Here is a 23,832-nt window from a genome sequence, read left to right as displayed (position 1 = left end):
GGCGACGTCGTCGTCGCGGCGCGGAGGCCGCTTCGGGCGCTTCGGGCACGGCGCCGGGCTGGTCCGCGCGGTCGACGTTCATGCTGACGCCGGTCATTGCCGGGCACATCGTCGTCGCCGCCGGGACCCACCCGCCGCGCGGATCAGGAACGCTGCGCAGGTCGGGCCCTTCTCGTCGGGCAGGACTTCGGAGTAGGCCAGCCGGGAGTGGTCATCGACGAGTGAGTGCACGTAGTCGTATCCGATCGGCGACTTGTCCACCCGGGGACTGGTGGGTGTCTCGGGTCTGGCCCCGGGCGCGCCAGCCGCCGTCGGGGATCTTGCCGATCTTCTTCACATCCATGTGCACCAGCTCACCCGGCGCGGCGCGTTCGTAGCGCACCGCGGTGGTCTTCGACGCCCGGATCACCTCTCCGGTGAGCGGGTCACACTCACGCAGGTAGGGCACGCCGTGGCGGCGCAGGATTCGTGACACCGTGCGGGCCGGCACCCCGAGCTCGGGGCCGAGCCAGTCCTGCCCACGACGCTCCCGCCGGCGCAGCGCCAGCACGCGCCGCTCCACCACCGCCGGCGTGCGGCTCGGGCTGGTGTGCGGGCGCGAGGACCGGTCATGCAGACCGGCCTCGCCCTCGGCGGCGTAGCGGTCCAGCCAGGTCTTCACACACTTGCGTGAGATCCCCATCGCCTTGGCGATGTGCGCCTGCGCCCAGCCGGCGCGGTGACGCTCAACGATCAACAACCGGCCATGAACGGTCGTGCGGGCACTACGGTGAGACACGAGAGCCCTCCGGATGGGTTGTGCAGCCTTCGACAAGCCACACCCCCCGGGGGCTCTCACCCGTTCAACCCGACACGCCCGCCACCAACCTCACGGCCGGGTACACCTAGGCCGGCGCGAACCGCCGCAGCTTGTCCGGGTTGACGACGAAGAGGACGCGCTCGACGCCGCGGCTGGTGGCGTCGAGCGCGAGCAGCGCGACGGGATGGCCGGCGTCGGTCACGAGCAGGCCGGCGCCGCCGTTGACGTCGACGACGGTGAAGGTGGCGTCCTGCCAGTACTTGCGCAGGATGTTGTCGATGAACAGCAGCACCCGCGCGGCGCCGTGCAGCTCCACCTGCGACGCGTGCACCTTGCCGCCGCCGTCGGCCTGCGCGACGACGTCCTCGGTGAACAGCCGCTCCAGCGCCTCGAGGTCGCCGTCGCGGGCGGCGGCGGTGAACGTCTCGACCAGCCGGCGCCGCACCGCGGGCGGCGCCGGCTCGGACCGGTCCGACTCCAGCGCCAGCCGGGCCCGGCGGGCCAGCTGCCGGGCGTTGGCCTCGGTGATCTCCAGGATCTCGGCGATGCGCCGGTACGGGTAGTCGAACGCCTCGTGCAGGACGTACACGGCGCGTTCGGCCGGGCCGAGCCGCTCCATCAGCAGCAGGACGGCGAGGTCGAGCGCCTCGGCCTGCTCTGCTCCCAGCGCCGGATCGTCCGTCGTGTCGACCGGCTCGGGCAGCCACGGACCGGGGTAGGTCTCGCGGCGGGCCCGGGCCGACGTCGCCGCCGTCAACGCCAGCCGGGTCGCCGTCGTGGTGAGGAAGGCGGCCGGGTTGCGCACCTCGGCGCGGTCGGCGCGCTGCCAGCGCAGCCACGCGTCCTGGACGACGTCCTCGGCCTCGGCGACGCTGCCGAGCATGCGGTACGCGATGCCGAACAACTGCGGCCGCACGTCCAGGAACTCGGCAACGCCGTCCGTCGTCACCGGGCCAATCTATCCGGCCCGATCAGCTCCGGGCCGACTGCGCCGCCTTCCACTCCGCCAGCGTGGTGCCGCCGAGCCGCGCGTCGTCGGCGGGGAGCAGCGTGTCCTCGCCGAGCGTGGCGCCGAAGTACGGCGCCGACGGGTCGGTGCGCACCTCGCGCGGGTCGTTCTGGGCGGCCAGCGCCTTGCGGACCAGCTCGTCGAGCTGGAACCGCTGTGGTCCGGCGACCTCGACGATCGACCGCAGCGGCGTGCCCGTGGCGACGTCGGCGACGGCCGCCGAGACGTCCCGCGCGGCGACCGGCTGGATGCCCACCGGCGCCAGACTGACGACGCCGTCGTGCGTGGCCGCGTCGGTGATGCCCTTGAGGAACTCGAAGAACTGCGTCGCGTGCACGAGCGACCACGGCACCGGCGAGTCCTGGATCAGCTGCTCCTGGGCGATCTTGGCCCGCATGTAGCCGCTCTCCGCCAGCCGGTCGGTGCCGACGACGGACAGCGCGACGTGGTGCCCGACGCCGGCCTTCTCCTCGGCGGCGAGCAGGTTGCCGGTGGCCGTCCGGAAGAACTCCAGCGCCGCGGCGGCCTCGAACGACGGCGAGTTCGACACGTCGACGACGACGTCCGCGCCGTCGAGCGCCTCCGCAAGCCCCTCGCCGGTCAGCGTGTTCACGCCGGTGTTCGGCGCGGCGGCCACGGCCTCGTGGCCCCGCTCGGCGAGCAGCGCGACGACGCCCGAGCCGATCAGCCCGGTGCCGCCGATGACGACGATCTTCATGGTGCAGCCTCTCCTGTGGGTCGGCGGCGGCCGGTCGGCCGCCGTCCACCATGACGACCGCGCAGCCAGCCGATCCGTGACAAGCTGGTTGTGCCGCCGACGAGCGCTGGCCGAGCCGTGAGGTCAGAGCGGGAGCACCGGGTTTCAGACGGCCCTGTTCCTGGGCACGCGTCAAGCAGAGCGCGGCTGGTCCCACCCGCCGCCAGCCCTCGCGGGCCCGCTCGCCTGAACCGGCCGTGAGCCGACTCGGCCAGGTCGACAGCGATCGGCTCGCCGCGGCCGGCGGACGAACGGGGTGGTCCGGTCCGGGCGGACTACGGCGTCGTCGGGTGGGGTATCCATAGGCGCAAGCCGGCGGTCCGGCGCAACGACGCGCCGCCGCCGGCGCCGCAAGGGGGCAGCCATGAGGGAACTCGTCGCAGAGCTCGACCGCACGCTCGGAGCGCTCGGCGCGGACGAACGCCGCGCGGCGCTGCGGGCGCTGGCGCCGTCGGTGGTCCGGTGGTACCGGCAGTCGCTGCTCAGCGATCCGTCCCGGCCGCCTGATGTGGACATGCTGCTGTGGGTGGAGGAGCTGTCGGCCGGGCTGATCGGCCCGCTGTGCGCCGCCGCCCAGGACGTCCGGCTGGCGGCCGCGCCACGATCGGCGCGGCGGATGCCGGTCCAGCGCCCGCCACGCGCCGGCACCCGGCCGTCGTAGCCCCGCGGATGCCCGCGGTCCCGGTGAACGCCCACGGGTCGAGCAGATGCCCGCGGTCGCGGTGAATGCCCACGGGCCGGGCAGATGCCCGCGGTCGCGGCGAATGCCCACGGGCCGGGCAGATGCCCGCGGTTCCGGTGAATGCCCACGGGCCGGGCAGATGCCCGCGGTTCCGGTGAATGCCCACGGGCCGAGCGGACGCCCGGCGGTCCGGCCGATGCCCGGCGTTCCGGCGGATGCCGGTCCGGAGCGGGAGGCATCCGCCTGATTCGCAGGCATCCGCCGAATTCCCGGGTATCCGCCGGATTCCCGGGGCTCTACCGGCCCGGATGGCCGGGGACCGCGGCGGTCCAGGCCGGCGTGAGGCGGCCACGGGTCGAGCACCAGCGCTGCCGCCGTCGGCGCCTCGGGCCAGCGGGTCGGGCGCCGGCTCCGGCCGCCATCGTCACGTCCTGGCGCGCCGAAACGGCGGCCGGTCACCACCCGCGGTGAGGCGACCGGCCGCCGTCGGTGTCGTGGGTCAGCGCGTCGGGGCCACCCAGATCGGGTTCGTGTAGAACCACAGGTCGATCCAGGGGTCGGCGTTGCCGACGACGTCGATGGCCGGGCCCTCGGGGTCGATGGCGGCGCCGAGGAAGCCGGGCTGCGAGCGGTTGCCGTCAGTACCCCGCAGCCGCACGTAGAACGGCTCGTCGACGCGGCCGAGGTCGTGCACGATCTCGTACGTGCCGGTGCGGCCGGAGGTGTCCCACTGCTGCACGACGCGGGTGTCGGGGGCGACGAAGGTGTCGCGCTGGTCGTCAGCGTGGCCGGGCTCGACCGTGCCGCGGATGAGATCGACGCGGTTGAGCTGGGGCACGAACTGCGACCAGTTCGGCAGGTCCTGCGCGGTGATCCGGACCACCAGCTCGACCCGGCTGCCGCGGCGGGCCCGCAGCGTCGAGCCGAGCGGGACCGCCGAGCCGCGGTCGCCCCGAACCCGTACCGTCACGTCCAGCGTCTTGACCAGCCGGCCGTGGTCGACCCAGATGCGCCCGTCGCGCAGCCCGCGCATGACGGCGAGGTAGTCGCGCCGCGCCGCGCCGACGTGTGTGCGGGAGTACAGGCCGGGCCAGTAGTCGCCGGCGGTGAGGTTGATCCCGCCGCTGTAGACCGGGTCGCCGTAGCGGCCGTCGCGGTTGAACTGCTCGGAGCTGGAGCCGTCGGGCCGCCGGCTGGTGTCGCCCCAGTTGGAGTGCGAGTCGGAGTTGGCGCTGATCGACCACGGCTTGCCCTCGGCCAGCAGGCTGTCCCACAGCCCGCCGACCGTCGCCGTCAGCCAGTCGAAGCCGCCCCACGTGCGGTAGCTCTCCACCGGGTAGCCGGGGAAGGAGTTGGCGCCGGGCGAGCCCGCGTAGAACCCGCGGGCCGAGCCCGGGCCGATACCCGCGGGCAGGCCGGCGGCCTGGTGGCCGGGCGCGCCCTCGAAGCCGATGGCGATGCGCGGATCGGCGTCGCGCCAGGCCCGGATCTCGTGCGGGCTGTCGATGCCCTGCCGGGCCGGGTGGTTGGCCAGGAACAGCGCGTCGTCGACGCGGCGGCGGTCGACCTGGCGGCCCAGCCAGGTGATCGCGGCCAGCGCCTGCGCCTCGTTGGCCGGGCTGCTCGACGAGGTGCCGTTGACCGAGCCGTCGTAGTCGGTCTCGAACTGCTTGAGGACGGCGACCTCGTTGCGGCCCGGCGCGACGAACACGGTGCCGTGCTCGGCGGACGGGATGTTCCATTCCAGGCCCTGGAAGACGAGGGTGTCGGGGAGCAGCTCGCGCGCGGCGACGATGTCGGGGTTGACCAGCTCGACGCCGATGCGCGAGTGCGTCGCGCCGCCGTGGTCGGTGATGACCATCCAGTCCAGTCCGTACGCGGCGCCGTGCTGGACCTGGTCGAGCACCCGGTACATGGCGTCGGAGCTGTACTGGGTGTGGATGTGGTGGTCGCCGGCCAGCCAGGTGCGGACGCCGCCGCCAGCGGAGCCGGTGCGCTCGTCGTCGCCGCTGGCCATCGCCGGCGTGACGCCGGCCATGCCGAGGGCGGTGGCGCCACCGAGGATGCCGGCGGAGCGGAACAGCCCGCGGCGGGACAGCTGGGCCGGCGAGAGCTCGCTGTCGTCGATGGTGAGGTCGAGCGCGGCGGACGTCTCCGCGTCGGTCGGCTCGCCCAGATCGTGGTGATCGTGCTCGTGCGCGTGATCGTGGGTGTGACACATGGCCACCCTCCCTGCCCGGATCGAGTGATGGCGGGACTATGTCTCCGGCAGGTGACCGCCAGGCGACAACTCGGGGCAGCCGGGACGAACTGTCGGCGGCAGTGAGGGTCCCGGGCCGGTGGCGGCCGCCGCGGCCGCCGTTCCAGGGTTGACGGCGGCCGCGGCCGGCTCAGCGGACGGCGCGGGTGGATGCCTCCAGCAGTGCCTTGCCGATGGCCTCGGCCTCGGCGGCGCTGAGCTTGACGATCGTCGGCGCGGTGAAGCGGGCGCTGACGGTCAGCTCGACGTAGGGCGGGCCGGTGTCGTCCTGGACCAGGTTGACCCCGATCAGCCAGGTGCTTCGCCAGGCGAACAGGGACGTGACGTAGAGCCGGTGCTCGACGTGGTCGCCGGCCTCGTTGCACCACTTGAGCACGCACTCGTCGGACAGCGGATCGGCGCTCATCAGGCCACCTCGCTCTCGGCCCGGTAGAAGCGGCGGACCTGGTCGAGCTCGGCCTTGACCGCGCCGAGCCGCTCGACCGCCTGCCGGTAGCCGGCCAGGTGCCGCTCGGCCTCGCCGACGGCGGTGTCGGCGCGGTCGAGCAGCTCCGCACCGGTCTCGGCCACCAGCATCCGCCCGGCCCGCCAGTCGACGTGGCCGCGGTGGCCCAGCACGCCGCCGTCGAGCCGGTCGGCCAGCGCGTCGAGCCGCTCGATGATCTGCTCGTCCGTCAGACCGGGCAGGAAGCGCTCGCGGACCTCGGCCAGCACGGCCGGGGTCCAGCCGGCCCGCTGCGCGATCGCGGCGATCTCGGCCAGCTGACCGGCCACGATGCGGGCCTCGGCGGGTGTGATGGACAGGTCGACGCGCTGGCCGGAGTCCAGGGGCTCCAGGTGGATGTCGATGGCGGGGCCCTCGACGTCGTGCCAGGCGACCATCTCGCCGACGTTGTCGCTGAGGAAGACGGACCGGACGATGACGTCACGCCGGTCCGTGGTGGAGGTGCTGACCACGGTTCTCCTCCTGGGAGTCGCTCACGGGCTGGGATGAGGCCGGGAGCCGTCGTGGCCGGGGGATGGGGACGGCGGCGCCCAGCAGCCGTCCCCCGCAGGGGGTGGCATGAGGATGCGCTTCGGTTCGCCGTGCCGTCCCACTCTGAGCGGCCGGTACGAGACTGACCGGCTCGGCTGCCGCGCCTCGTGCTCGATAGCGATTCGTCCAGTCCTCCGGGGAGGGTGGGTCGCTATGGATCTATATTTACAGTGGTGGAAGGGAAAAGGCAAACGGGTGTACCCGTCAGTTCTATCCGGCGCCGCCGCCGTCCAGCTGGTCGGCGAGCGCGGTCAGGGCGGCCGCCAGTTCGCGCGTCTCGGCGGCGGTGAACTCCGGCGGCTGGTGCGGGTGCCGGCGGGCCAGCGCCACGACGACGACCGGCGCGGGCGGCTCGCCGTCGCCGTCGGCGGCGTCGGCCTGCAGCCACGCGGCGCTGCCGCCCGGCAGCTCGTGGAGGCCACCGAGGCAGGCGCCGCTCGGGTCGTGCTCGATGCACCAGCGGTGACCGCCGGCGGGGTGTGGCGTGCTGATGATCGGGGCCTCCTCCTCGTGCGATGCCCCCCGTGGGGACGAGAGTCACACCGGTGTCGTCCCGGCGTCAACCGGAGCACGGGTGCGCTCGCGCGGGGCCGGCACGGTGATCGATAGAGTCGGCTCCCGTGGTCCGTCTCGACGCCGTCGTCGCCGCCCTCGAGCGGCTGTATCCGCCGGAGCTGACCGAGTCGTGGGACGCCGTCGGGCTGGTGTGCGGCGACCCCGGCGCGGAGGTCCGGCGCGTCCTGTTCGCCGTCGATCCCGTGGCCGCCGTGGTGGACGAGGCCCTGGACTGGGGCGCCGACCTGGTCGTCACCCACCATCCGCTGTTCCTGCGCCCGGTGCACGGCGTCCCGGCCACGACGCCGAAGGGCCGGCTCGTGCACCGGCTGATCACAGCCGGCGCCGGGCTGTTCACCGCGCACACGAACGCCGACCGGGCCGCGCCCGGCGTCAACGACGCGCTGGCGGCGGCGCTCGGACTGCACGACACCTACCCGCTGGTCCCGGCCGGCGACGGCGACCCGGCCCGTGGCCTGGGCCGCGTCGGCCGGTTGCCGGAGCCGGAGCCGCTGACGGCGTTCGTCCGCCGGGTGGCCGCGGCGCTCCCGGTGACGGCGGCCGGCGTGCGCGCCATGGGCGACCCCGACACCGTCGTCGAGACCGTGGCGGTGTGCGGCGGCGCGGGCGACTCGCTGCTGGCCACCGTCCGGGCCGCCGGGGTCGACGCCTACGTGACGGCGGACCTGCGCCACCACCCGTCGTCGGAGGCGGGGGAGTCCGGCGGACCGGCGCTCGTCGACGTCGCGCACTGGGCCAGCGAGTGGCCGTGGCTGCCCGATGCCGCGGCGCTGCTGACGGCCGAGTTGTCCGGAGCAGGCGCTACGGTGGAGACTCGCGTCTCGACCACTCCGACCGACCCGTGGACACTGCACCGGACCGCACCCGAATCCGGCGCCGACGAAGGAGCTCACGCTGAACGCTGACCCCGCTGTCCAGTTGCGGCTGCTCGACGTCCAGGCGGTCGACCAGCGCCTGGACCAGCTGGCGCACCGCCGCCGGACGCTGCCCGAGGCCGCCGAGCTCGAGACGCTGGCCGCCGAGCACAGCCGGCTACGCGACGCCGAGGTCGTCGCCGGCACCGCCGTCGCCGACCTGGAGCGCGAGCAGAAGCGCGCCGACGCCGAGGTCGAGCAGGTCCGCGCCCGCAAGGACCGCGACCAGAAGCGGCTCGACGCCGGCCAGGTGTCCTCGGCGAAGGAGCTGGAGAGCCTGCAGAGCGAGATCGCCTCGCTGAACCGCCGGCAGGGCGTGCTCGAGGACGCCGAGATCGAGATCATGGAGCGGCTGGAGGTGGCGCAGAACGAAGCCGCCGCGCTGGGCGCCGAGCGCGAGAGCGTCGGCAAGAAGGCGCAGGAGGTGCAGGCCGCGCGCGACGCCGCCTGGGCCCAGCTCGACGCCGACGCCGCCAGCGCCCGGGCCGAGCGCGACGAGCTGGCCGGCGGCATCCCCGCCGACCTGCTGGCGCTGTACGAGAAGATCCGCGCCGACCGCGGCGGCATCGGCGCGGCGGCGCTGCGCCAGCGGCGCTGCGAGGGCTGCATGATCCAGCTCGACGCCGCCGAGCTGGGCCGGATCCGCGGCCTGGCGCCCGACCTCGTGGTGCGGCACGAAGAGTGCCGGCGGATCCTGATCCGCACCCCCGAGTCGGGGCTGTGACCGGTCGCCGGCTGATCGTCGAGGCCGACGGCGGGTCGCGGGGCAACCCGGGTCCCGCCGCCTACGGCGCCGTCGTGCGCGACGCTCAGACCGGCGAGGTGCTGGCCGAGACGGCCGAGGCCATCGGCGTCGCGACGAACAACGTCGCCGAGTACCGCGGCCTGCTGGCCGGGCTGCGGGCCGCCCGCGGCGTCGACCCGGACGCCGTCGTCGAGGCGCGGCTGGACTCCAAGCTGGTGGTCGAGCAGCTCTCCGGCCGCTGGCAGATCAGGAACGCCGAGCTGCGGCCGCTGGCCGACGAGGCCGGCCACGTGTTTCCGCCCGGCCGGGTCGCCTACGTCTGGGTGCCGCGGATGCGGAACGCGCACGCCGACCGGCTGGTCAACGACGCGCTCGACGGCCGCCCGCTACCGGCGCCGGCCGACGTCACCAGCCCGGTCGTCAAGCTGACGGCGTGGACACCGGAGCTCGGGCCGCCGACGACGCTGCACGTCGTGCGGCACGGGCAGACGGAGCTGACGGCGGCCCGCCGGTTCTCCGGCGGTGGTCTGCCCGGCCCGAGCCTGGACGAGGCCGGCCGCGAGCAGGCGGTCCGCGCGGCCGAGCTGCTGAGCACGTCCGGCGCCGTCGCCCTCGTCTGCTCGCCACTGGTGCGCACCCGCGAGACCGCCGAGATCATCGGCCGCCGGCTCGGCCTCACCCCCGTGGTGGCGCCCGGCTGGCGCGAGTGCCACTTCGGCGACTGGGACGGGCTGACGCTGGCCGAGATCGCCGAGCGCGATCCCGAAGCGCTGACCCGCTGGTACGGCTCGTCGTCGCTGCGCCCGCCCGGTGGCGGCGAGTCCCTCGACGACCTCACCCCGCGCGTCGTCGCCGCCCGCGACGAGTTGCTGGCGGCGCATCCCGGCCAGCCGGTGGTCGTCGTCACGCACTCGATCCCGCTGCGCACGCTCACCCGGCTGGCGCTCGGCGCGCCGATGGAGTCGCTGTTCCGGCTGCTGCCGTCGCCGGGCTCGGTCACCGAGCTGCAGTACTACGCCGACGGCAGCACCGCGATGCCGTCCTTCGGCCACCGCCCCTGAGATTGATCACGTTGAGTAGGGATGCTCCCGCTTCAACAGGAGTGCTTGCCTGGGGATGCGGTAGGCAGCCTGCTTAACATGATCATTTCCGGTTCTTCTGCTGCGTCCGTCGTGGGCTCCTGCGCACTCGCCGGTGAGCACGTCCCGCGAGGGCGCGACGCCGTTGCGGCAGCGGCCGGCGCAGCGTCCCCGCGTGACCGGCGACCCACGGAAGCAGCAGAAGAGCCTCACTTCGGCTGCCAACGCTGGCGAGCTAGGCCGTCGGAACCTCGGTCACCACCACGTCGACGGTGGCCGGACGGCCCGGCCCGGACGGCGGGGTCAGCTCCGCCGTCCAACCCAGCCGCGTCAGCACCTTGACCAGCCGTTTCGGCGTCGCGATGGTCGCGCCGTCCTGGAGCAGCCGCCGCACGATCCGGCCCTTCGTGGCCTTGTTGTGGTGGCTGACGACGGTGCGCCGGCCGTCGTGCTCGTGCAGCACCCGGACGACGACGGTGCGCGCGGCGAGGTCGGCCGGCGGCCGCCAGAACCCCGCGTACGTGCTGGACCGCAGGTCGACGATCAGCTCGTCGCCGGCCGCGGCGGGCAGGCTCTTGCCCAGCGGCCGGCGCCAGAACGCGGCCAGCGGGCCGACGCCGGGCAGGCTCACGCCGCCGCCCAGCCGGTAGGCCGGGATGACGTCCGAGGGCCGCAGCAGTCCCCACAGCCCGCTGCTGATCAGCACCGACGCGTCCGCCCGGCGGGCCGTGCCGCCACGCAGCGTGCGCAGGCCGAGCGCGTCGTAGAGCACGCCGGAGTAGATCTCGCGGGCCGGCGCGGCCGGGGCCTGGGGCAGGACGGCGTTGCGCTCGACGTCGGCGGCCTGGGTCGGCCCGAGGCCGAGCGCCGTCGCCGCCGCGTCCGGCGCCGTGCGACACAGCCGGACCAGCGCCGCCAGCAGGTCGACGCGGTCGCCGGTCAGCTCCGGGAACGAGAGCGCGTCGAGGTCGACCGGTGCTCCGTCGCCCGGCGCGGTCTTGCCCTCCGACGGCGGCAGCAGGATCAGCACTCCAGCAGGGTAGCCGCCGACCCCCTCATACCGTTGAGGCATGGCGACGTACACGCACGGCCACCACGAGAGCGTCCTGCGCTCGCACACCTGGCGCACGGTCGCCAACTCCGCGGCGTACCTGCGCGACGCGCTGACACCGGGGACCGACGTGCTGGACGTGGGCTGCGGGCCGGGGACGATCACCGTTGAGCTGGCCGGGCTGGTGGCGCCGGGCCGCGTGGCCGGGCTGGACGCGTCTGCCGAGGTCATCGCCGCGGCGCAGGCGGCGGACCGTGCGGGCGCGGTCGAGTTCGTCACCGGCGACGCCGCCGCGCTGCCGTTCGACGCCGCGAGCTTCGACGTCGTCCACGCGCACCAGCTGCTGCAGCACGTCGCCGACCCGGTCGCCGTCCTGCGCGAGCTGGCCCGGGTCGCCCGGCCGGGCGGCGTCGTGGCGGCGCGCGACTCCGACTACGCCGGCATGATCTGGCACCCGCGGCTGCTCGGCCTGTCCGAGTGGCTGGACCTGTACCGCACGCTGGCCGGCGGCAACGGCGGCGAGCCCGACGCCGGACGGCGGCTGCTGGCGTGGGCGCACGAGGCCGGGCTGTCGTCCGTCAGCGCGACGGCGAGCGTCTGGTGCTTCAGCACGCCTGAGGACCGGGCGTGGTGGGGCGGGCTCTGGGCGGACCGGGTCACGTCGTCGGCGTTCGCCGAGCAGGCCGTCGCCCGGGCCCTGGCGACGACGGCGGACCTGAACCGGCTGGCCGCCGTCTGGCGCGAGTGGGCCGGTCACGACGACGGCTGGTTCCTCGTTCCACACGGCGAGATCCTGGCCCGGGTCACCGGGTTCGAGTTCGTGCCATCGGCCTCGCCCCACTAGGCTTTCCCGGTGCTCACGATGCAGGACGCGCTGCTGGCGCTGACGAAGTACTGGACCGACCGGGGCTGCCTCATGGTGCAGCCGTTCAACACCGAGGTCGGCGCCGGAACCATGAACCCCGCCACCATCCTCCGGGTCCTGGGTCCGGAGCCCTGGCACGTCGCCTACGTCGAGCCCAGTGTCCGGCCCGACGACGCCCGGTACGGCGAGAACCCGAACCGGCTGCAGACGCACACCCAGTTCCAGGTCATCCTCAAGCCCGACCCGGGTGACCCGCAGGAGATCTACCTGGCCAGCCTCGAGGCGCTGGGCATCGACATCCACGCCCACGACATCCGCTTCGTCGAGGACAACTGGGCCTCGCCCGCCCTCGGCGCGTGGGGTCTGGGCTGGGAGGTCTGGCTCGACGGCCTCGAGATCACCCAGTTCACCTACTTCCAGCAGGCCGGCGGCCAGACGCTGGACCCCGTCAGCGTCGAGATCACCTACGGCATCGAGCGCATCATCATGGCGCTGCAGGGCGTCAGCCACTTCAAGGACATCGAGTACGCGCCCGGCATCTCCTACGGCGAGGCGTTCGGCCAGTCCGAGTACGAGATGTCGCGCTATTACCTCGACGACGCCGACATCGACGCCAACCGGGCGCTGTTCGACACGTACGCCGCCGAGGCCGAGCGGATGATCGCCGAGCGGCTGCCGGTCCCGGCGCACGTCTACGTGCTCAAGTGCTCGCACACGTTCAACGTGCTCGACGCGCGCGGCGCGATCAGCACCACCGAGCGGGCCAAGGCGTTCGCCCGCATGCGCGGCCTGGCCCGCGAGGTGTCGTCGCTGTGGACGGCGCGACGCGAGGAGCTCGGCCACCCGCTGGGTGTCGTGTCGCGACCCGGCCTCGACGGCGACGACGCCGAGCCGCTGCTGCCGGACGCGCCGCAGGCCGAGCTGAGCGCGGCCGCGCCGCTGCTGTTCGAGATCGGCACCGAGGAGATGCCGCCGCACGAGGTCACCAACACCGTCGCCGCGGTCCGATCGGCGGTCGCGGAGAAGCTCGCGGCCACGCGGCTGGGGCACGGGACGATCGAGGTGGTCGGCACGCCGCGGCGCATCGTCGTGCAGGTCGAGGCGGTCGAGCCGCGCGAGCCCGACGCCGACCGCACCGTCCGCGGGCCGCGGGTCGAGGCCGCCTACGACGCGGACGGCAACCCGACGAAGGCGCTGCTCGGGTTCGCCCGCGGCCAGGGCTTCGAGGACCTCGCCGAGCTCTCCACCGCCGACTTCGGCGGCAACCAGCACGTCGTCGTCCGCGTCGTCGACGCCGGCCGGGGCGCCGTCGAGGTGCTGTCCGGCCTGCTCGCCGACGTCGTCAAGGAGCTGCGCTCGGAGAAGAACATGCGCTGGAGCGACCCGGCGCTGTCGTTCACCCGGCCGATCCGCTGGCTCACCGCGCTGCTCGGCGACACCGTCGTTCCGGTGCGGGTGTCGGCGCTGGTCAGCGGCCGCACCACGCGGGTGCACCGGACCGCGCCGGAGCCCGTCGTCACGGTCCCGTCGGCCGCCGGCTACCTGGAGTTCCTCGCCGGGCACGACATCGTCGCCGACCCGGCCGTGCGCCGCGCCGCCGTCGTCGCGTCCGCGTCGTCGCTGGCCGCTTCGGTGGGTGGCGTCGTCGAGACCGAGGCCGAGGCCGGGCTGATCGACGAGATCACGAACCTGGTCGAGGAGCCGAACGCGCTGCTCGGCGGCTTCGACACGCGGTACCTGGAGCTGCCGGAGCAGATCCTCACCACGGTCATGCGCAAGCACCAGCGCTACCTGCCGGTCCGCTCGGCCGACGGCGCGCTGCTGCCGCACTTCGTCGCCGTCGCCAACGGATCGTGCGAGGCCGACGCGGTGCGCGCCGGCAACGAGGCGGTGCTGCGGGCGCGGTACGAGGACGCCGCGTTCTTCTGGCGGGCCGACCTCGAGGTGCCGCTGGAGCGGTTCAAGGAGGGCCTGGCCAAGCTGACGTTCGAGGAGAAGCTGGGTTCGATGGCCGAGCGGGCCGCCCGCATCGAGACCATCGCCGCCGACCTCGCCAAGGGCGTCGAGCTGTCCTCCGACGACGTCGCGGCGCTGGAGCGGGCCGCCGCGCTGGCCAAGTTCGACCTGTCGTCGCAGATGGTGGTCGAGCTGTCCAGCCTGGCCGGCGTCATGGCGCGCGAGTACGCCGTCCGCGCGGGAGAGTCGCCCGCCGTCGGGCAGGCGCTGTTCGAGATGGAGCTGCCGCGCTCGACCGCCGACGCGCTGCCGGTCTCGGCGCCCGGCGCCGTGCTCGCGCTGGCCGACCGGTTCGACCTGCTGATGGCGATGTTCGCGCTCGGCGCCAAGCCGACCGGCAGCTCCGACCCGTTCGGCCTGCGCCGTGCGGCGTTGGGCGTCGTGCGGATCCTGCGCGAGACGCCTGCTCTGTCCGGTGTCACGGTCGACGGCGGCCTGGCGGTCGCGGCTGACCGGCTGCGGGCTCAGGGCATCGAGGTGTCCGACGCCGCCGTGGCGGCGGCCCGCGAGTTCGTCGTCGCCCGGTTCGCCCAGCAGCTGCGCGACGAGGACGTCCCCGCCGACTTCGTCTCCGCCGTCCTGCCCGGCGCGGACGCTCCGGGTCAGGCGGTCGCGACGCTGTCGTCGCTGCGTGCCCGGGCCGGGGACGCGTCGTTCCGCGCTCTGGTCGCCGCGCTGCAGCGGATCAACCGCATCGTCCCCGCCGGGACGCCGGCCTCGTACGACGCCGGCGTGCTGACGGAGCCGGCCGAGCAGCGGCTGGCCGAGGCGGTCGCTGCGCTGGGTGACTGGTCCGGCCGCCCGGTCGGCGACTACGCCGAGGCCGCCGGCGCGCTGGCCGAGCCGGTGAACGCCTTCTTCGACGACATCCTCGTGATGGCCGAGGACCCGGCGGTGCGAGCGTCCCGGCTCGGCCTGCTCGCGACGATCGCCGCGCACAGCCCTTCCGCGGTGGACTGGGCCGCCCTCGACACCGCCCTCGGCTGAGGTTTCCCCGGGCCACCCGTCGGCTTGGTCACCTGATCATCTTCGCGGAGATGATCAGGTGACGTACCGGCCGCTGGGCGGGCCGTTGGGTCACCTGATCGTTTCCAGCATGCGGACGCAAACGATCAGGTGACGAAGCGCCCCGGAAAAGCGGTGAGTTCGTCACCTGATCGTTTCGGTCGGCGCGGTGTTCGGCCGACGTTGTCGGTGCCCGCCCGTAGGGTGGGCACCCTCCCTAGAGGGGCGGGTCATGCCGGCGTTCGTCACTACCGCGATCGGCTGACGGCGGCTTGCTGGGCGCGGTGGTCGCGGATCAGCCAGTCGGCGGTGAGCCGGGGATCGTCGTCGCCGCGACCGGCGGCCAGTTCGTCGAGGTAGCGACGGTCGGCGGCGAGGCGGCGGCGCAGCTCCGCGCCGTCACCGACGTGGCCGTGACCGGGCACGACGTACCGGATGCCGGCCGCCAACGCCTCGAACAGGTCCAGTGCGCGGTGATAGTCGCCCAGCGGGTCGGCGGCGTCGAGGTCCAGCAGCGGCACCTCCAGGTCCGAGCACATGTCCCCGGCGACCAGCACGCCTGCGTCGGCCACCACCAGCGCCGCATGCCCGGGCGCGTGCGCCCGATGCTCGACGACGTCCACCCGCGGCCCGGCCCACGGCAACGAGACGCCTGCACCCGCGGCCGCGCCGGCAGCCCCATCCGCGGCCGCGCCGGCATCCGCTCCTGCTCCAACGCCGGCACTGTCAGGCAACGCCGTCAGCCGGCCGAACAGCGCGCCGTCGGTGCCCGGCGCCTCCGCCAGAGCGGCCGCCAGCCCGTCATCCCGCTCAGCCGAAGCTGCCACCGTCGCGGCCGCCGTCGCGTACCGAGGCGCGTCGCCGAGGGCGCGGCTCCACAGGACGTGATCCCAGTGCGGATGGGTCGCGAACCCGGCGGCGACGCGCAACCGCCGATCGGCCAGCTCGGCGGCCAGTGCGTCCAGCTCGGCCGGGGTGACACCTGGGTCGAAGACCAGGCAGCCGCCGTCGCCGCTGGTCACGACGGTCGTCGTGGTGGTGCAGAACGCGTGGGTGGCGACCAGGACGTCCCCGGTCACCTCGACGAGGCCGGCCATCCGCCGACCGTATCGGGGCCGCCCGCGATGCGACGATAAGGGGAGCCTATCCTTTCCCTCATGTCCTTTCGCGTCGCCCGCCGCCGGCTCGCCCTCGTCCTGACCGTCCCGCTCCTGCTCCTCGCCGCCTGCGGTGGTGACGACGACGGCGACGGCGCGACCACCGGCGACCCGTCGGCGACGGCGGACGGCGCGGACGGCGCGGCGAGCGGGGAGTTCCCCGCCTCCGTCGAGCACCGCTACGGCACCACCGAGCTGACCGAGGCGCCGGAGCGGATCGTCACGCTCGGCTTCAGCGACCAGGACGCCGTGCTGGCCTTCGGCATCGCGCCGGTCGCCGTCACCGACTGGTACGGCGAGCACCCGCACGCGACCTGGCCGTGGGCGCAGGACGAGCTGGGCGACGCCGAGCCGGTCGTGCTCAACGAGGGCGCCTTCACCGGCATGCAGGACTTCGACTACGAGACCATCGCCGAGCTGGAGCCCGACCTCATCGTCGGCCTCTACACCGGCATGACGCAGGAGGAGTACGACACGCTGTCGGTCATCGCGCCGACCGTCGCGTCGTCGCCGGACTACCCCGAGTACGGCATGCCGTGGCAGGAGACCACCCGGATGGTCGGCCAGATCCTCGGCCAGGCCGACCGCGCCGAGGAGCTCATCGCCGCGATCGACCAGCAGTTCGCCGAAGCCGCCGCGGCCCACCCGGAGTTCGAGGGCGTCGAGATGGTCGTCGCCGAGCAGTTCGAGCCCGGCTCGTCGTTCGCCCGCAGCGCCACCGACCCGCGCACCGTCTTCATGACGCAGCTCGGCTTCGTGCTGCCCGCCGACATCGCCGAGCTGGCCGGTGACCTGGACGGCGCGCCGATCAGCGACGAGCTGATGACCCAGCTCGACCGCGACCTGCTCATCTGGAACGTCGGCCACGATGACAGCCTGCGCGAGCAGATCGAGGCCAAGCCGCTCTACGACCAGCTGCAGGTCGTGCAGGACGGCCGGGTGCTGTTCATCGAGGACCCGCTGGTGTCGGGCGCCCTGACGTGGGCGACGGTGCTCAGCCTGCCGTACGCGCTGGAGCACCTGGTGCCGGAGCTGGCGGAGGTCGTCGGCTAGGAGGCGCCGCCGATCGCATGGACGTGGTGCGGGTCGTCCTCGCGCGGGTGCTCGCCGCGGGCGTGGTCGGCGTGGAAGAGCGCCTGCTCCAGGACCTGACGGACGTGCGTGTCCGCCGCGTGGTAGTAGACGAAGGTGCCGTCGCGGCGGCTGCGCACCAGGCCGGACAGCCGTAGCTTGGCGAGGTGCTGGCTGACGGCGCTCGGGCTCGCGTCGACCAGCTCGGCCAGGTGGTTCACCGACGACTCGCCCTGCAGCAGCGCCCACATCAGCTTGAGCCGGGTCGGGTCGGAGAGCATCCGCAGCGCGCCCGCGGCCCGTTCGACCTGCTCCGCGCCCGGCATCTCGAAGCCGTCGATGGTCTCGTGCACGAGGGGAGTCTACTCCGCGCACTTGCATACCTGCGTAGGTGCGCAGATATGCTGATGCTGTGGGGAGTGCGGAGCAACACGGAACCGGCGACGGCCACGATCACAGTCACGGCCACGACGATGGGAACGGCCATGGGCGCCGCCGGGCGAGCGGACCCGGGCCTGGACGTGAGAGTGGGTCCGGGTCCTGCCGGCGAGCCGAGCCTGGGCGCGGCGATGAGGCGCTGGGCCGGCATCCGTCGGCCGGCGGCGCCGAACCCGAGCACGCCGCCGGCCCGGCTGGTCGTCCCGTCGCCGGAACCGGGCACGGCCATGACCACGGGCACGGCCACGGTCATGGGCATGGCCACGGGCATCAGCCGCGCGCCGGCGGCTGGATCGGGCGCCTGCGCCACGCCCTGACGCCGCATTCGCACGACGCGACGGAGGCGATCCAGAGCGCGGAGCAGGCCAGCGGCGCCGGCATCCGGGCCGCCTGGATCGGGCTGGCCGGCATGATGGCGACCGCCGCTCTGCAGTTGGTCATCGTCGCGGTGAGTGGGTCGGTCGGGCTGCTGGCCGACACCGTGCACAATCTCGGCCACGCGATCACCACGATCCCGCTGCTGATCGCGTTCCGCCTCGGCCGCCGGGCGCCGACCCGCCGCTACCCGTACGGTTTCCGTCGTGCCGAGGACCTCTCCGGCGTGCTGATCGCGCTGGTCATCGCGGTGTCTGCGGCGCTGATCATCGTCGAGGCGGTGCGGGCGCTGGTCGAGCCGCGCGAGCTGACGAACCTCGGCTGGGTGCTGGCGGCCGCGCTGATCGGCGCCGCGGGCAACGAGGCGGTCGCCGTGTACCGGATCCGGATCGGCCGCCGGATCGGCTCGGCCGCGCTGGTCGCCGAGGGTCACCACGCCCGCGCCGACGGCCTCACCTCGCTCGTCGTGGTGGTCGGCGTCGCCGGCGCGTGGCTCGGCTTCCCGCAGGCGGACGCCGTCGTCGGCCTGGTGGTAGGCGTGGCGATCCTGTGGCTCCTGGTCAGCTCCTGCCGGACGATCTTCCGCCGGCTCATGGACGGCGTCGACGACGGCACGGTCGAGGCGATCGAGGCGGTCGTCGCCCGGATCGACGGGGTTCGCGGCGTCGGCCGGGTGCGCGCGCGGTGGACCGGGCACCGCCTCGAGGCCGACGTCGACGTCAACGTGGACGGCGCCGCCACCGTCGCCGAGGGACACCGCATCGCCGAGGTCGTCCACCACGCCCTGCTGCACCGCGTCCGCCACCTCGGCCACGTCGTCGTCCACGTCAACCCCGCCTACGACGGCGTCGTGCCCGACCACGCGCACGAGCTGACCGCGCATCACGCGGCCGGCTGATCAGGCGGTACGCGCCCAGAACAGCTCGTGCCCGCCGTCGCCCTCCGGGACGAACTCCTGCCGCTCGACGGCGAGCCCGGCGGCCGTGAGCCACTCCCGGTACGTCGCGGCGTCGGCCTGGCTCCACCACATCGGCGCGCCGCCGCCGAGCCAGTCGTCCTCGGCGCCGGTCACCGCGTCGTGGCCGGTGGTGGCCACGAACAGCCCGCCCGGACGCAGCCAGCCGGCGATCCGGGCCAGCAGCGGCGGCTGCTCCGCCAGCGGGATGTGGATCAGCGCGTACAGGCACACGACGGCGTCGAAGCTGCCGGCCGGGAGGTCGACGGCGGTGGCGTCGGCCACGAGGAACGTCGCACCCGGCACGAGCGTGCGGGCGCGGGCGATCTGCACCTCGCTGAGGTCCACGCCGGTGACGGTGAGCCCTGCGGCGGTCAGGTCGCGGGCCACCGGGACGCCGTTGCCACAGCCCAGGTCCAGCACGTCGGCGCCGGCCGGCAGCCGCTCGGTCAGTTCGGCGACCCACGGCCGGTGCGTCTCCGGGTCGGCGTCGTCGGCGCGGTAGCGGTGCGACACGGCGTCGTAGCCGCGGCGGACGATCTCCTTGGGGTCGCTGTCACGGCTGCCGGTCATGATCGGTCACGCTACTCCGTCGATCTTCATGAGAATCGCGGCGATCCGGGCGAAACCGCTTCCGGCGTGACGAAGATCGCGCTACCGTCCGGGGCTTTGAAGCGGGCCGTACCTACGGCCTATGTAGCAAAGCCCCGAAGGGGGGCGACCTTGCGAAAGGTCACCATAGCGATTCTGGCCGGCCTGGCCTTACTGTTCGGCGGCGCCATGCCCGCCGTGGCAGAGGTCCAGGAAACCAAGGCAAGCGACTGCGACGCCTATCCGGGCTCGGAGGCCTGGTGCGACCCGGGACACGGGGACTACGACTGCCCCGAGATCCCGGACAGTGTGAAGCCGGTTCCGGTACCCGGTGCCGACCCGTTCGACCTGGACGACAACAATGACGGCGAGGGATGTGAGGTCCCCTCGGGTGGCGACGCGGGTGGCGCGCCACCCGAGGAGCCGCCGGCCGAGGAACCACCCGCCGAGGAACCGCCGGCGGAGAGCTCCGGCTCGTGCGAGGCGTACGTGGACTCCGCGGCGTGGTGTGCCGACGGCGTCGACGACTACGACTGCGGCGACATCGACGACGCCCACCGGCCGGTGGACCTGGTCGACGCGCAGGACGACCCGTTCTACCTGGACGACGACGTCGACGGTGTCGGCTGCGAGGCCGACGCGGAAGGCGACGAGGACCCGTCCAACAACGGCACTGCCGGCGATGACGACGCTGCCGGGACCGGCGGCGACGGTGAGGCGCTGCCGAACACGGGCTCCGGCGACCTGGGGCCGCTCTGGCTCGCGGCTCTGGCCTTTCTGGCCGCCGGTGCGCTGCTGGTGATCCGCCGGACGGCGGCCCAGCGGTAGCAGGGGACGGGCGGTCCGGCGCAGCCACAGCGGCGCCGGACCACTCGTCGCACCGGGCGGGTCAGAGGTTGTCGCGCAGCCAGTCGCCACACTCGCGGCCGAAGCCGACCCACGAGGCCGGTGCGTTCGTCACGTCCATGACCAGGAGCTCGTCGTCAGGGTGCATGTGCAGCCAGAGCGAGTCGCGGACCTGGGCGATGCTCATCCTCGTCTCGACCAGCCACGTCGACTCCAGGCAGTGCCAGTACGCCCCGAACCCCTCCAGCGCGTCGAGCAGCCGGTCGTAGTCGTGGCCGGCCGTGTTCGCGTCGTAGCTGACCAGGATCATCGCCATGTCAGGCGGTCCTCCACAGGATCGGGGGCAAGGCGGCGAAGCTATCCCGCCGGACGGACAGAACGGGCCTCGGCGGCCTCGGCGCGGGCGAGCTGGGCCGCGGCCTCCGCACGTCGCTCCTGGAGCAGGTCGAGTTCGACGTTCATGCGGTCGATCCGGTGGTCGAGCTCGCGCAGCTCCTGCTGGGCCCGCATGCGCGCCATCGCCGCGTCGTCGCCGTCACCGGCTGAGGGGAAGCGGATCAGCTCGCCGGGATCGACCTCGAAGATCGCCGCCAGCGCGACCACCTCGCCGACGGAGGTCGGCCGCCGGCCGGTCTCCAGCTTGCCGACGGTGACCTGGTGCATGGGGTAGCCGGCGGTGCTCATCCGGTTGGCGAGCTGCTCCTGCGTCCACTCGTGCGCCTCGCGCAGCTGCCGCACCGTGCGTCCGAACGAGAGCAGGACCTCCCGGCCGGTATTCTCCACGAGAAGAGACACTAGTAACGCGACGCGTTTGGGACAAGGGCGGCGGTGGCGGGGGACGAGCCGGCCTGTAGGCCGGATTCTGTGGTTCCCGGCGGACCGGGACCGGCGACCATCCATCTACGACCGCCGTTGCCGGCGGCCTCCAGCGGTCTACCCGGGAGCTCGGGCGGGCCGCCCTCGAACGCTCCCTGTCTGACCTTGCTCCGGGTGGGGTTTACCGAGCCGCCCCAGTCACCTGGGGCGCTGGTGGTCTCTTACACCACCGTTTCACCCTTACCGCCCGCGCGAGCGCGGACGGCGGTCTGTTTTCTGTGGCACTGTCCCGCGGGTCACCCCGGGTGGGCGTTACCCACCACCCTGCCCTGTGGAGTCCGGACCTTCCTCGGCGGGACCTGACGGACCCGACGCGGCCGCCCGGCCGACTCGTCCTCCGTCGACCAGGATACCGCCTACGCTGCGCGTTCGGCGGCCAGCAGCGCCGCGCCGATGATCCCGCCGTCGTTGCGCAGCCCGGCCGGCACGATCGGCGTCCTGAGGTCGAGCAGCGGCAGGAACCGGTCGGCCTTCTTGCTCACGCCGCCGCCGACGACGAACAGGTCGGGGGAGAAGATGAACTCGAGGTGGGCGTAGAACACCTGCAGCCGCTCGGCCCAGTCCTCCCAGCTCAGCTCCTTCTCCTCGCGGACGGATGCGGCCGCGTACTTCTCCGCCTCGTGGTGGTGCTCCAGGTAGAGGTGGCCGAACTCGGTGTTGGGGAGCAGCCTGCCGTCGTGCAGGACGGCGCTGCCGATGCCGGTGCCGAGGGTGGTGACGATGACGACGCCGTCGACGTCGGCGGCGGCGCCGTAGCGGTCCTCGGCGACCCCGGCCGCGTCGGCGTCGTTGACGATGCTGACGGGGTGACCGGTGCGCTCGGTGAGCTCCTTCTCCAGGTCGACGCCGATCCACGACTTGTCGACGTTCGCGGCCGAACCGATCACGCCGCGCCGGACGATGCCGGGGAACGTACAGCCGAACGGGCCGTCCCAGCCGAACTGCTCGAGCACCTCCAGCACCACCGCGATCACGTTGTCCGGGGTGGACTCCTCGGGGGTCTCGAGGCGGACGCGCTCGGCGGCGAACTCGCCTCTGCCGAGGTCGACCGGTGCTCCCTTGATGCCGCTGCCGCCGATGTCGATGCCGAAGCCCTGCGTCGTCGAGGTCACGTCCCAAGCTTGGCTCATGACGCCCGCCGCGGCCAGCCGGGCGTGGTTCAGGGCAGCGTCAGGATCTCCGCGCCGGCGTCGGTGACCAGCAGCGTGTGCTCGAACTGGGCCGAGCGGCGGCCGTCGGCGGTGACGACCGTCCAGCCGTCGTCCCACATGGTCCACTCGTGGGTGCCGAGGTTCAGCATCGGCTCGATGGTGAACACCATGCCCGGCTCGATCAGCGTCGTCGACCCAGGGTCGTCGTAGTGTGGGACGACCAGGCCGGAGTGGAACGCCTCGCCGACGCCGTGGCCGGTGAACTCGCGCACGACGCCGTAGCCGAACCGCTTCGCGTAGGACTCGATGACCCGCCCGATGACGTTGATCGCGCGGCCCGGCTTGACCGCCTTGATCGCGCGGTTCAGCGCCTCCTGCGTCCGCTCGACGAGCAGCCGCGTCTCCTCGTCGACGTCGCCGGCCAGGAACGTCGCGTTGTTGTCGCCGTGCACGCCGTCGATGTAGGCGGTGATGTCGATGTTGACGATGTCGCCGTCGCGGACGACGGTGGAGTCGGGGATGCCGTGGCAGATGACCTCGTTGACGCTGGTGCACAGCGACTTCGGGAAGCCCCGGTAGCCCAGCGTCGACGGGTACGCGCCGCGCTCGACGAGGAACTCGTGCCCGATGGCGTCCAGTTCGTCGGTCGTGATGCCGGGCGTGACGTGCTTGCCGACCTCGGCCAGCGCCTGCGCGGCCAGCTGGGCGGCGACGCGGATCCGCTCGATGGTGGCGGCGTCCTTCACCTCGGAGCCGCTGAACGGGGCAGGCCGGGCCTTGCCCACGTACTCCGGGCGGGGGATCGACGGCGGGACGGGGCGCTCGGGCGACACGATGCCGGGTACGACGGGCGACATGGTGTGAAAGTCTAGGCTGAGCCACGCTTCCCCGCCGAAGCCTGGGGAGTGTGCGGCAGCGGCGAAGGGAGTCATCGTGGCCGACGGACCCTGGTACTGGTGCCTGGATCACGCGCGGGTCGAGCCGGTGGACGGCTGCCCCAACGACCGCCGTCTCGGTCCGTACGAGACGCGCGCCGAGGCCGAGGACGCGCTGGCGCGGGCGCGCGAGCGGACCGCCCAGGAGGACGCCCGCGACAAGGCCTGGGACGAGGACCAGGACTAGCCGGCCGGCCGGACCACCACCACACCTCCGCCGCTCGCTGTACCATCTGTGCGGTCGTCGCCCGGCACCTTCCGAGACAGGACCACCGAACATGCGCGTATTGCGCCCTGTTGTGGCTGGAACGGCCAGTATCGCCGTACTCGCGCTCGTCGTCGCCGCGCCCGCATGGTCGGGTACGACCGCCGATCCGCCTGTGGTGGTGGATGACAGCATCGAGGTGGTGGCGGGGACGACGTTCGAGTTGCCGGCTCCTGGGGTGCTGGTGAACGACGAGAACATCGCTCCTGGTGCGGTGGTGCAGTGGCAGACGACGCCGCCTGAGGGTTTGACGTTGCGCGCCGATGGCGGCATCGACTACGAGGTGCCGGTCGACGCGTCGGGTACGGCGTCGTTCCAGTACTGCATCCTCGACCTGCCTGGCACGCCGGCGGCGCGGTGCATCTCGAACCTGGCGAC

25 protein-coding genes, 1 other RNA gene and 1 pseudogene are annotated in these 23,832 nt (G+C 73.4%); 12 read left to right on the top strand and 15 right to left on the bottom strand.

Features of this window, described 5'->3' with window-relative positions; all coding sequences use genetic code 11:
- Positions 1–132: 132 nt before the first annotated feature.
- The 3 genes and pseudogenes from C1I92_RS19015 to C1I92_RS19005 form a co-directional block, all read right to left on the bottom strand.
- Positions 133–778, bottom strand: a pseudogene (locus C1I92_RS19015) (helix-turn-helix domain-containing protein); the annotation flags it as partial.
- A 106-nt stretch (positions 779–884) separates the two neighbouring features.
- Complete coding sequence (gene sigJ / locus C1I92_RS19010; protein ID WP_199521365.1) at positions 885–1,748, bottom strand: RNA polymerase sigma factor SigJ; 864 nt, start codon at positions 1,746–1,748, stop codon at positions 885–887.
- Between the two features lie 22 nt (positions 1,749–1,770).
- Entirely contained in the window at positions 1,771–2,526 is a 756-nt protein-coding gene (locus C1I92_RS19005) for an SDR family oxidoreductase (RefSeq protein ID WP_111256224.1), read from the bottom strand.
- Between the two features lie 403 nt (positions 2,527–2,929).
- Between C1I92_RS19005 and C1I92_RS19000 the strand changes: the two genes are divergently transcribed.
- Positions 2,930–3,226 (top strand): hypothetical protein, encoded by a 297-nt coding sequence (locus C1I92_RS19000; protein WP_111256223.1) that lies wholly within the window; start codon positions 2,930–2,932, stop codon positions 3,224–3,226.
- A gap of 520 nt (positions 3,227–3,746) precedes the next feature.
- Here C1I92_RS19000 and C1I92_RS18995 read toward each other — a convergent pair.
- The 3 genes from C1I92_RS18995 to C1I92_RS18985 all read right to left on the bottom strand — a co-directional run bounded on the left by C1I92_RS18995 (position 3,747) and on the right by C1I92_RS18985 (position 6,464).
- Positions 3,747–5,468, bottom strand: a complete 1,722-nt coding sequence (locus C1I92_RS18995) for a PHP domain-containing protein (RefSeq protein WP_111256222.1) — start codon at positions 5,466–5,468, stop codon at positions 3,747–3,749.
- A gap of 169 nt (positions 5,469–5,637) precedes the next feature.
- Positions 5,638–5,913: a hypothetical protein gene (locus C1I92_RS18990; RefSeq protein WP_111256221.1), complete on the bottom strand. Its 276-nt coding sequence runs from the start codon at positions 5,911–5,913 to the stop codon at positions 5,638–5,640.
- Positions 5,913–6,464 (bottom strand): hypothetical protein, encoded by a 552-nt coding sequence (locus tag C1I92_RS18985; RefSeq protein WP_111256220.1) that lies wholly within the window; start codon positions 6,462–6,464, stop codon positions 5,913–5,915. Before C1I92_RS18985 ends, C1I92_RS18990 begins: the two co-directional genes overlap by 1 nt.
- A gap of 699 nt (positions 6,465–7,163) precedes the next feature.
- Here C1I92_RS18985 and C1I92_RS18980 point away from each other — a divergent pair.
- Genes C1I92_RS18980 through C1I92_RS18970 form a run of 3 tightly spaced genes read left to right on the top strand, consistent with a single transcriptional unit; the run spans position 7,164 to position 9,839 of the window.
- On the top strand, positions 7,164–8,024 hold the full coding sequence (locus tag C1I92_RS18980; protein WP_111256219.1) for a Nif3-like dinuclear metal center hexameric protein: 861 nt from the start codon (positions 7,164–7,166) through the stop codon (positions 8,022–8,024).
- Entirely contained in the window at positions 8,014–8,757 is a 744-nt protein-coding gene (locus C1I92_RS18975; protein ID WP_111256218.1) for a zinc ribbon domain-containing protein, read from the top strand. The genes C1I92_RS18980 and C1I92_RS18975 overlap by 11 nt, the downstream gene beginning before the upstream one ends.
- Complete coding sequence (locus C1I92_RS18970; RefSeq protein ID WP_111256217.1) at positions 8,754–9,839, top strand: bifunctional RNase H/acid phosphatase; 1,086 nt, start codon at positions 8,754–8,756, stop codon at positions 9,837–9,839. Before C1I92_RS18975 ends, C1I92_RS18970 begins: the two co-directional genes overlap by 4 nt.
- A gap of 253 nt (positions 9,840–10,092) precedes the next feature.
- Here C1I92_RS18970 and yaaA read toward each other — a convergent pair whose 3' ends face one another.
- Positions 10,093–10,887: a peroxide stress protein YaaA gene (yaaA, locus tag C1I92_RS18965; protein WP_111256216.1), complete on the bottom strand. Its 795-nt coding sequence runs from the start codon at positions 10,885–10,887 to the stop codon at positions 10,093–10,095.
- A gap of 40 nt (positions 10,888–10,927) precedes the next feature.
- Between yaaA and C1I92_RS18960 the strand changes: the two genes are divergently transcribed.
- Positions 10,928–11,752 (top strand): methyltransferase domain-containing protein, encoded by an 825-nt coding sequence (locus tag C1I92_RS18960; protein WP_111256215.1) that lies wholly within the window; start codon positions 10,928–10,930, stop codon positions 11,750–11,752.
- Positions 11,753–11,770: 18 nt separating this feature from the next.
- A complete protein-coding gene (locus C1I92_RS18955; RefSeq protein WP_111256252.1) occupies positions 11,771–14,776 on the top strand; it encodes a glycine--tRNA ligase in 3,006 nt (1,001 codons plus the stop codon).
- A 266-nt stretch (positions 14,777–15,042) separates the two neighbouring features.
- Here C1I92_RS18955 and C1I92_RS18950 read toward each other — a convergent pair whose 3' ends face one another.
- Positions 15,043–15,891 (bottom strand): MBL fold metallo-hydrolase, encoded by an 849-nt coding sequence (locus tag C1I92_RS18950; RefSeq protein ID WP_111256214.1) that lies wholly within the window; start codon positions 15,889–15,891, stop codon positions 15,043–15,045.
- Between the two features lie 60 nt (positions 15,892–15,951).
- On the opposite strand from C1I92_RS18950, the gene C1I92_RS18945 reads away from it, so the two are divergent.
- On the top strand, positions 15,952–17,004 hold the full coding sequence (locus C1I92_RS18945; protein ID WP_111256213.1) for an iron-siderophore ABC transporter substrate-binding protein: 1,053 nt from the start codon (positions 15,952–15,954) through the stop codon (positions 17,002–17,004).
- Here C1I92_RS18945 and C1I92_RS18940 read toward each other — a convergent pair.
- Complete coding sequence (locus tag C1I92_RS18940) at positions 17,001–17,375, bottom strand: ArsR/SmtB family transcription factor (RefSeq protein ID WP_111256212.1); 375 nt, start codon at positions 17,373–17,375, stop codon at positions 17,001–17,003. The genes C1I92_RS18945 and C1I92_RS18940 overlap by 4 nt on opposite strands.
- 120 nt (positions 17,376–17,495) lie before the next feature.
- On the opposite strand from C1I92_RS18940, the gene C1I92_RS34520 reads away from it, so the two are divergent.
- Positions 17,496–17,777 carry a hypothetical protein gene (locus C1I92_RS34520; protein ID WP_199521363.1) on the top strand — a complete coding sequence of 94 codons (282 nt, stop codon included), beginning with the start codon at positions 17,496–17,498 and terminating at the stop codon, positions 17,775–17,777.
- 92 nt (positions 17,778–17,869) lie between these two features.
- Positions 17,870–18,733 carry a cation diffusion facilitator family transporter gene (locus C1I92_RS18935; protein WP_199521362.1) on the top strand — a complete coding sequence of 288 codons (864 nt, stop codon included), beginning with the start codon at positions 17,870–17,872 and terminating at the stop codon, positions 18,731–18,733.
- Here C1I92_RS18935 and C1I92_RS18930 read toward each other — a convergent pair whose 3' ends face one another.
- Positions 18,734–19,363: a class I SAM-dependent methyltransferase gene (locus C1I92_RS18930; RefSeq protein WP_111256211.1), complete on the bottom strand. Its 630-nt coding sequence runs from the start codon at positions 19,361–19,363 to the stop codon at positions 18,734–18,736. It abuts the gene before it with no gap.
- A gap of 66 nt (positions 19,364–19,429) precedes the next feature.
- Between C1I92_RS18930 and C1I92_RS18925 the strand changes: the two genes are divergently transcribed.
- Positions 19,430–20,209: an LPXTG cell wall anchor domain-containing protein gene (locus tag C1I92_RS18925; protein ID WP_146605197.1), complete on the top strand. Its 780-nt coding sequence runs from the start codon at positions 19,430–19,432 to the stop codon at positions 20,207–20,209.
- 61 nt (positions 20,210–20,270) lie between these two features.
- Here C1I92_RS18925 and C1I92_RS18920 read toward each other — a convergent pair whose 3' ends face one another.
- From C1I92_RS18920 to map, 5 genes are all read right to left on the bottom strand, one after another.
- On the bottom strand, positions 20,271–20,543 hold the full coding sequence (locus C1I92_RS18920) for a SinR family protein (protein WP_111256209.1): 273 nt from the start codon (positions 20,541–20,543) through the stop codon (positions 20,271–20,273).
- Between the two features lie 41 nt (positions 20,544–20,584).
- Positions 20,585–21,010 (bottom strand): helix-turn-helix domain-containing protein, encoded by a 426-nt coding sequence (locus C1I92_RS18915; RefSeq protein WP_158564199.1) that lies wholly within the window; start codon positions 21,008–21,010, stop codon positions 20,585–20,587.
- A gap of 52 nt (positions 21,011–21,062) precedes the next feature.
- Positions 21,063–21,436: RNase P RNA component class A (gene rnpB / locus C1I92_RS18910), an RNA gene on the bottom strand.
- A gap of 23 nt (positions 21,437–21,459) precedes the next feature.
- On the bottom strand, positions 21,460–22,215 hold the full coding sequence (ppgK, locus tag C1I92_RS18905; protein WP_199521361.1) for a polyphosphate--glucose phosphotransferase: 756 nt from the start codon (positions 22,213–22,215) through the stop codon (positions 21,460–21,462).
- Between the two features lie 47 nt (positions 22,216–22,262).
- Entirely contained in the window at positions 22,263–23,111 is an 849-nt protein-coding gene (gene map / locus C1I92_RS18900; protein WP_111256206.1) for a type I methionyl aminopeptidase, read from the bottom strand.
- Positions 23,112–23,187: 76 nt separating this feature from the next.
- On the opposite strand from map, the gene C1I92_RS18895 reads away from it, so the two are divergent.
- Positions 23,188–23,376: a hypothetical protein gene (locus tag C1I92_RS18895; RefSeq protein ID WP_111256205.1), complete on the top strand. Its 189-nt coding sequence runs from the start codon at positions 23,188–23,190 to the stop codon at positions 23,374–23,376.
- A 91-nt stretch (positions 23,377–23,467) separates the two neighbouring features.
- Positions 23,468–23,832 (top strand): Ig-like domain-containing protein (locus C1I92_RS18890; protein ID WP_146605196.1); only part of this gene is annotated, 365 nt, incomplete at its 3' end.

This window comes from Jiangella anatolica (assembly GCF_003236295.1).
Classification (GTDB): Bacteria; Actinomycetota; Actinomycetes; order Jiangellales; family Jiangellaceae; genus Jiangella; species Jiangella anatolica.
Note: the sequence above shows the minus strand (reverse complement) of the source record. Positions and strands in the feature narration are given on the sequence as shown.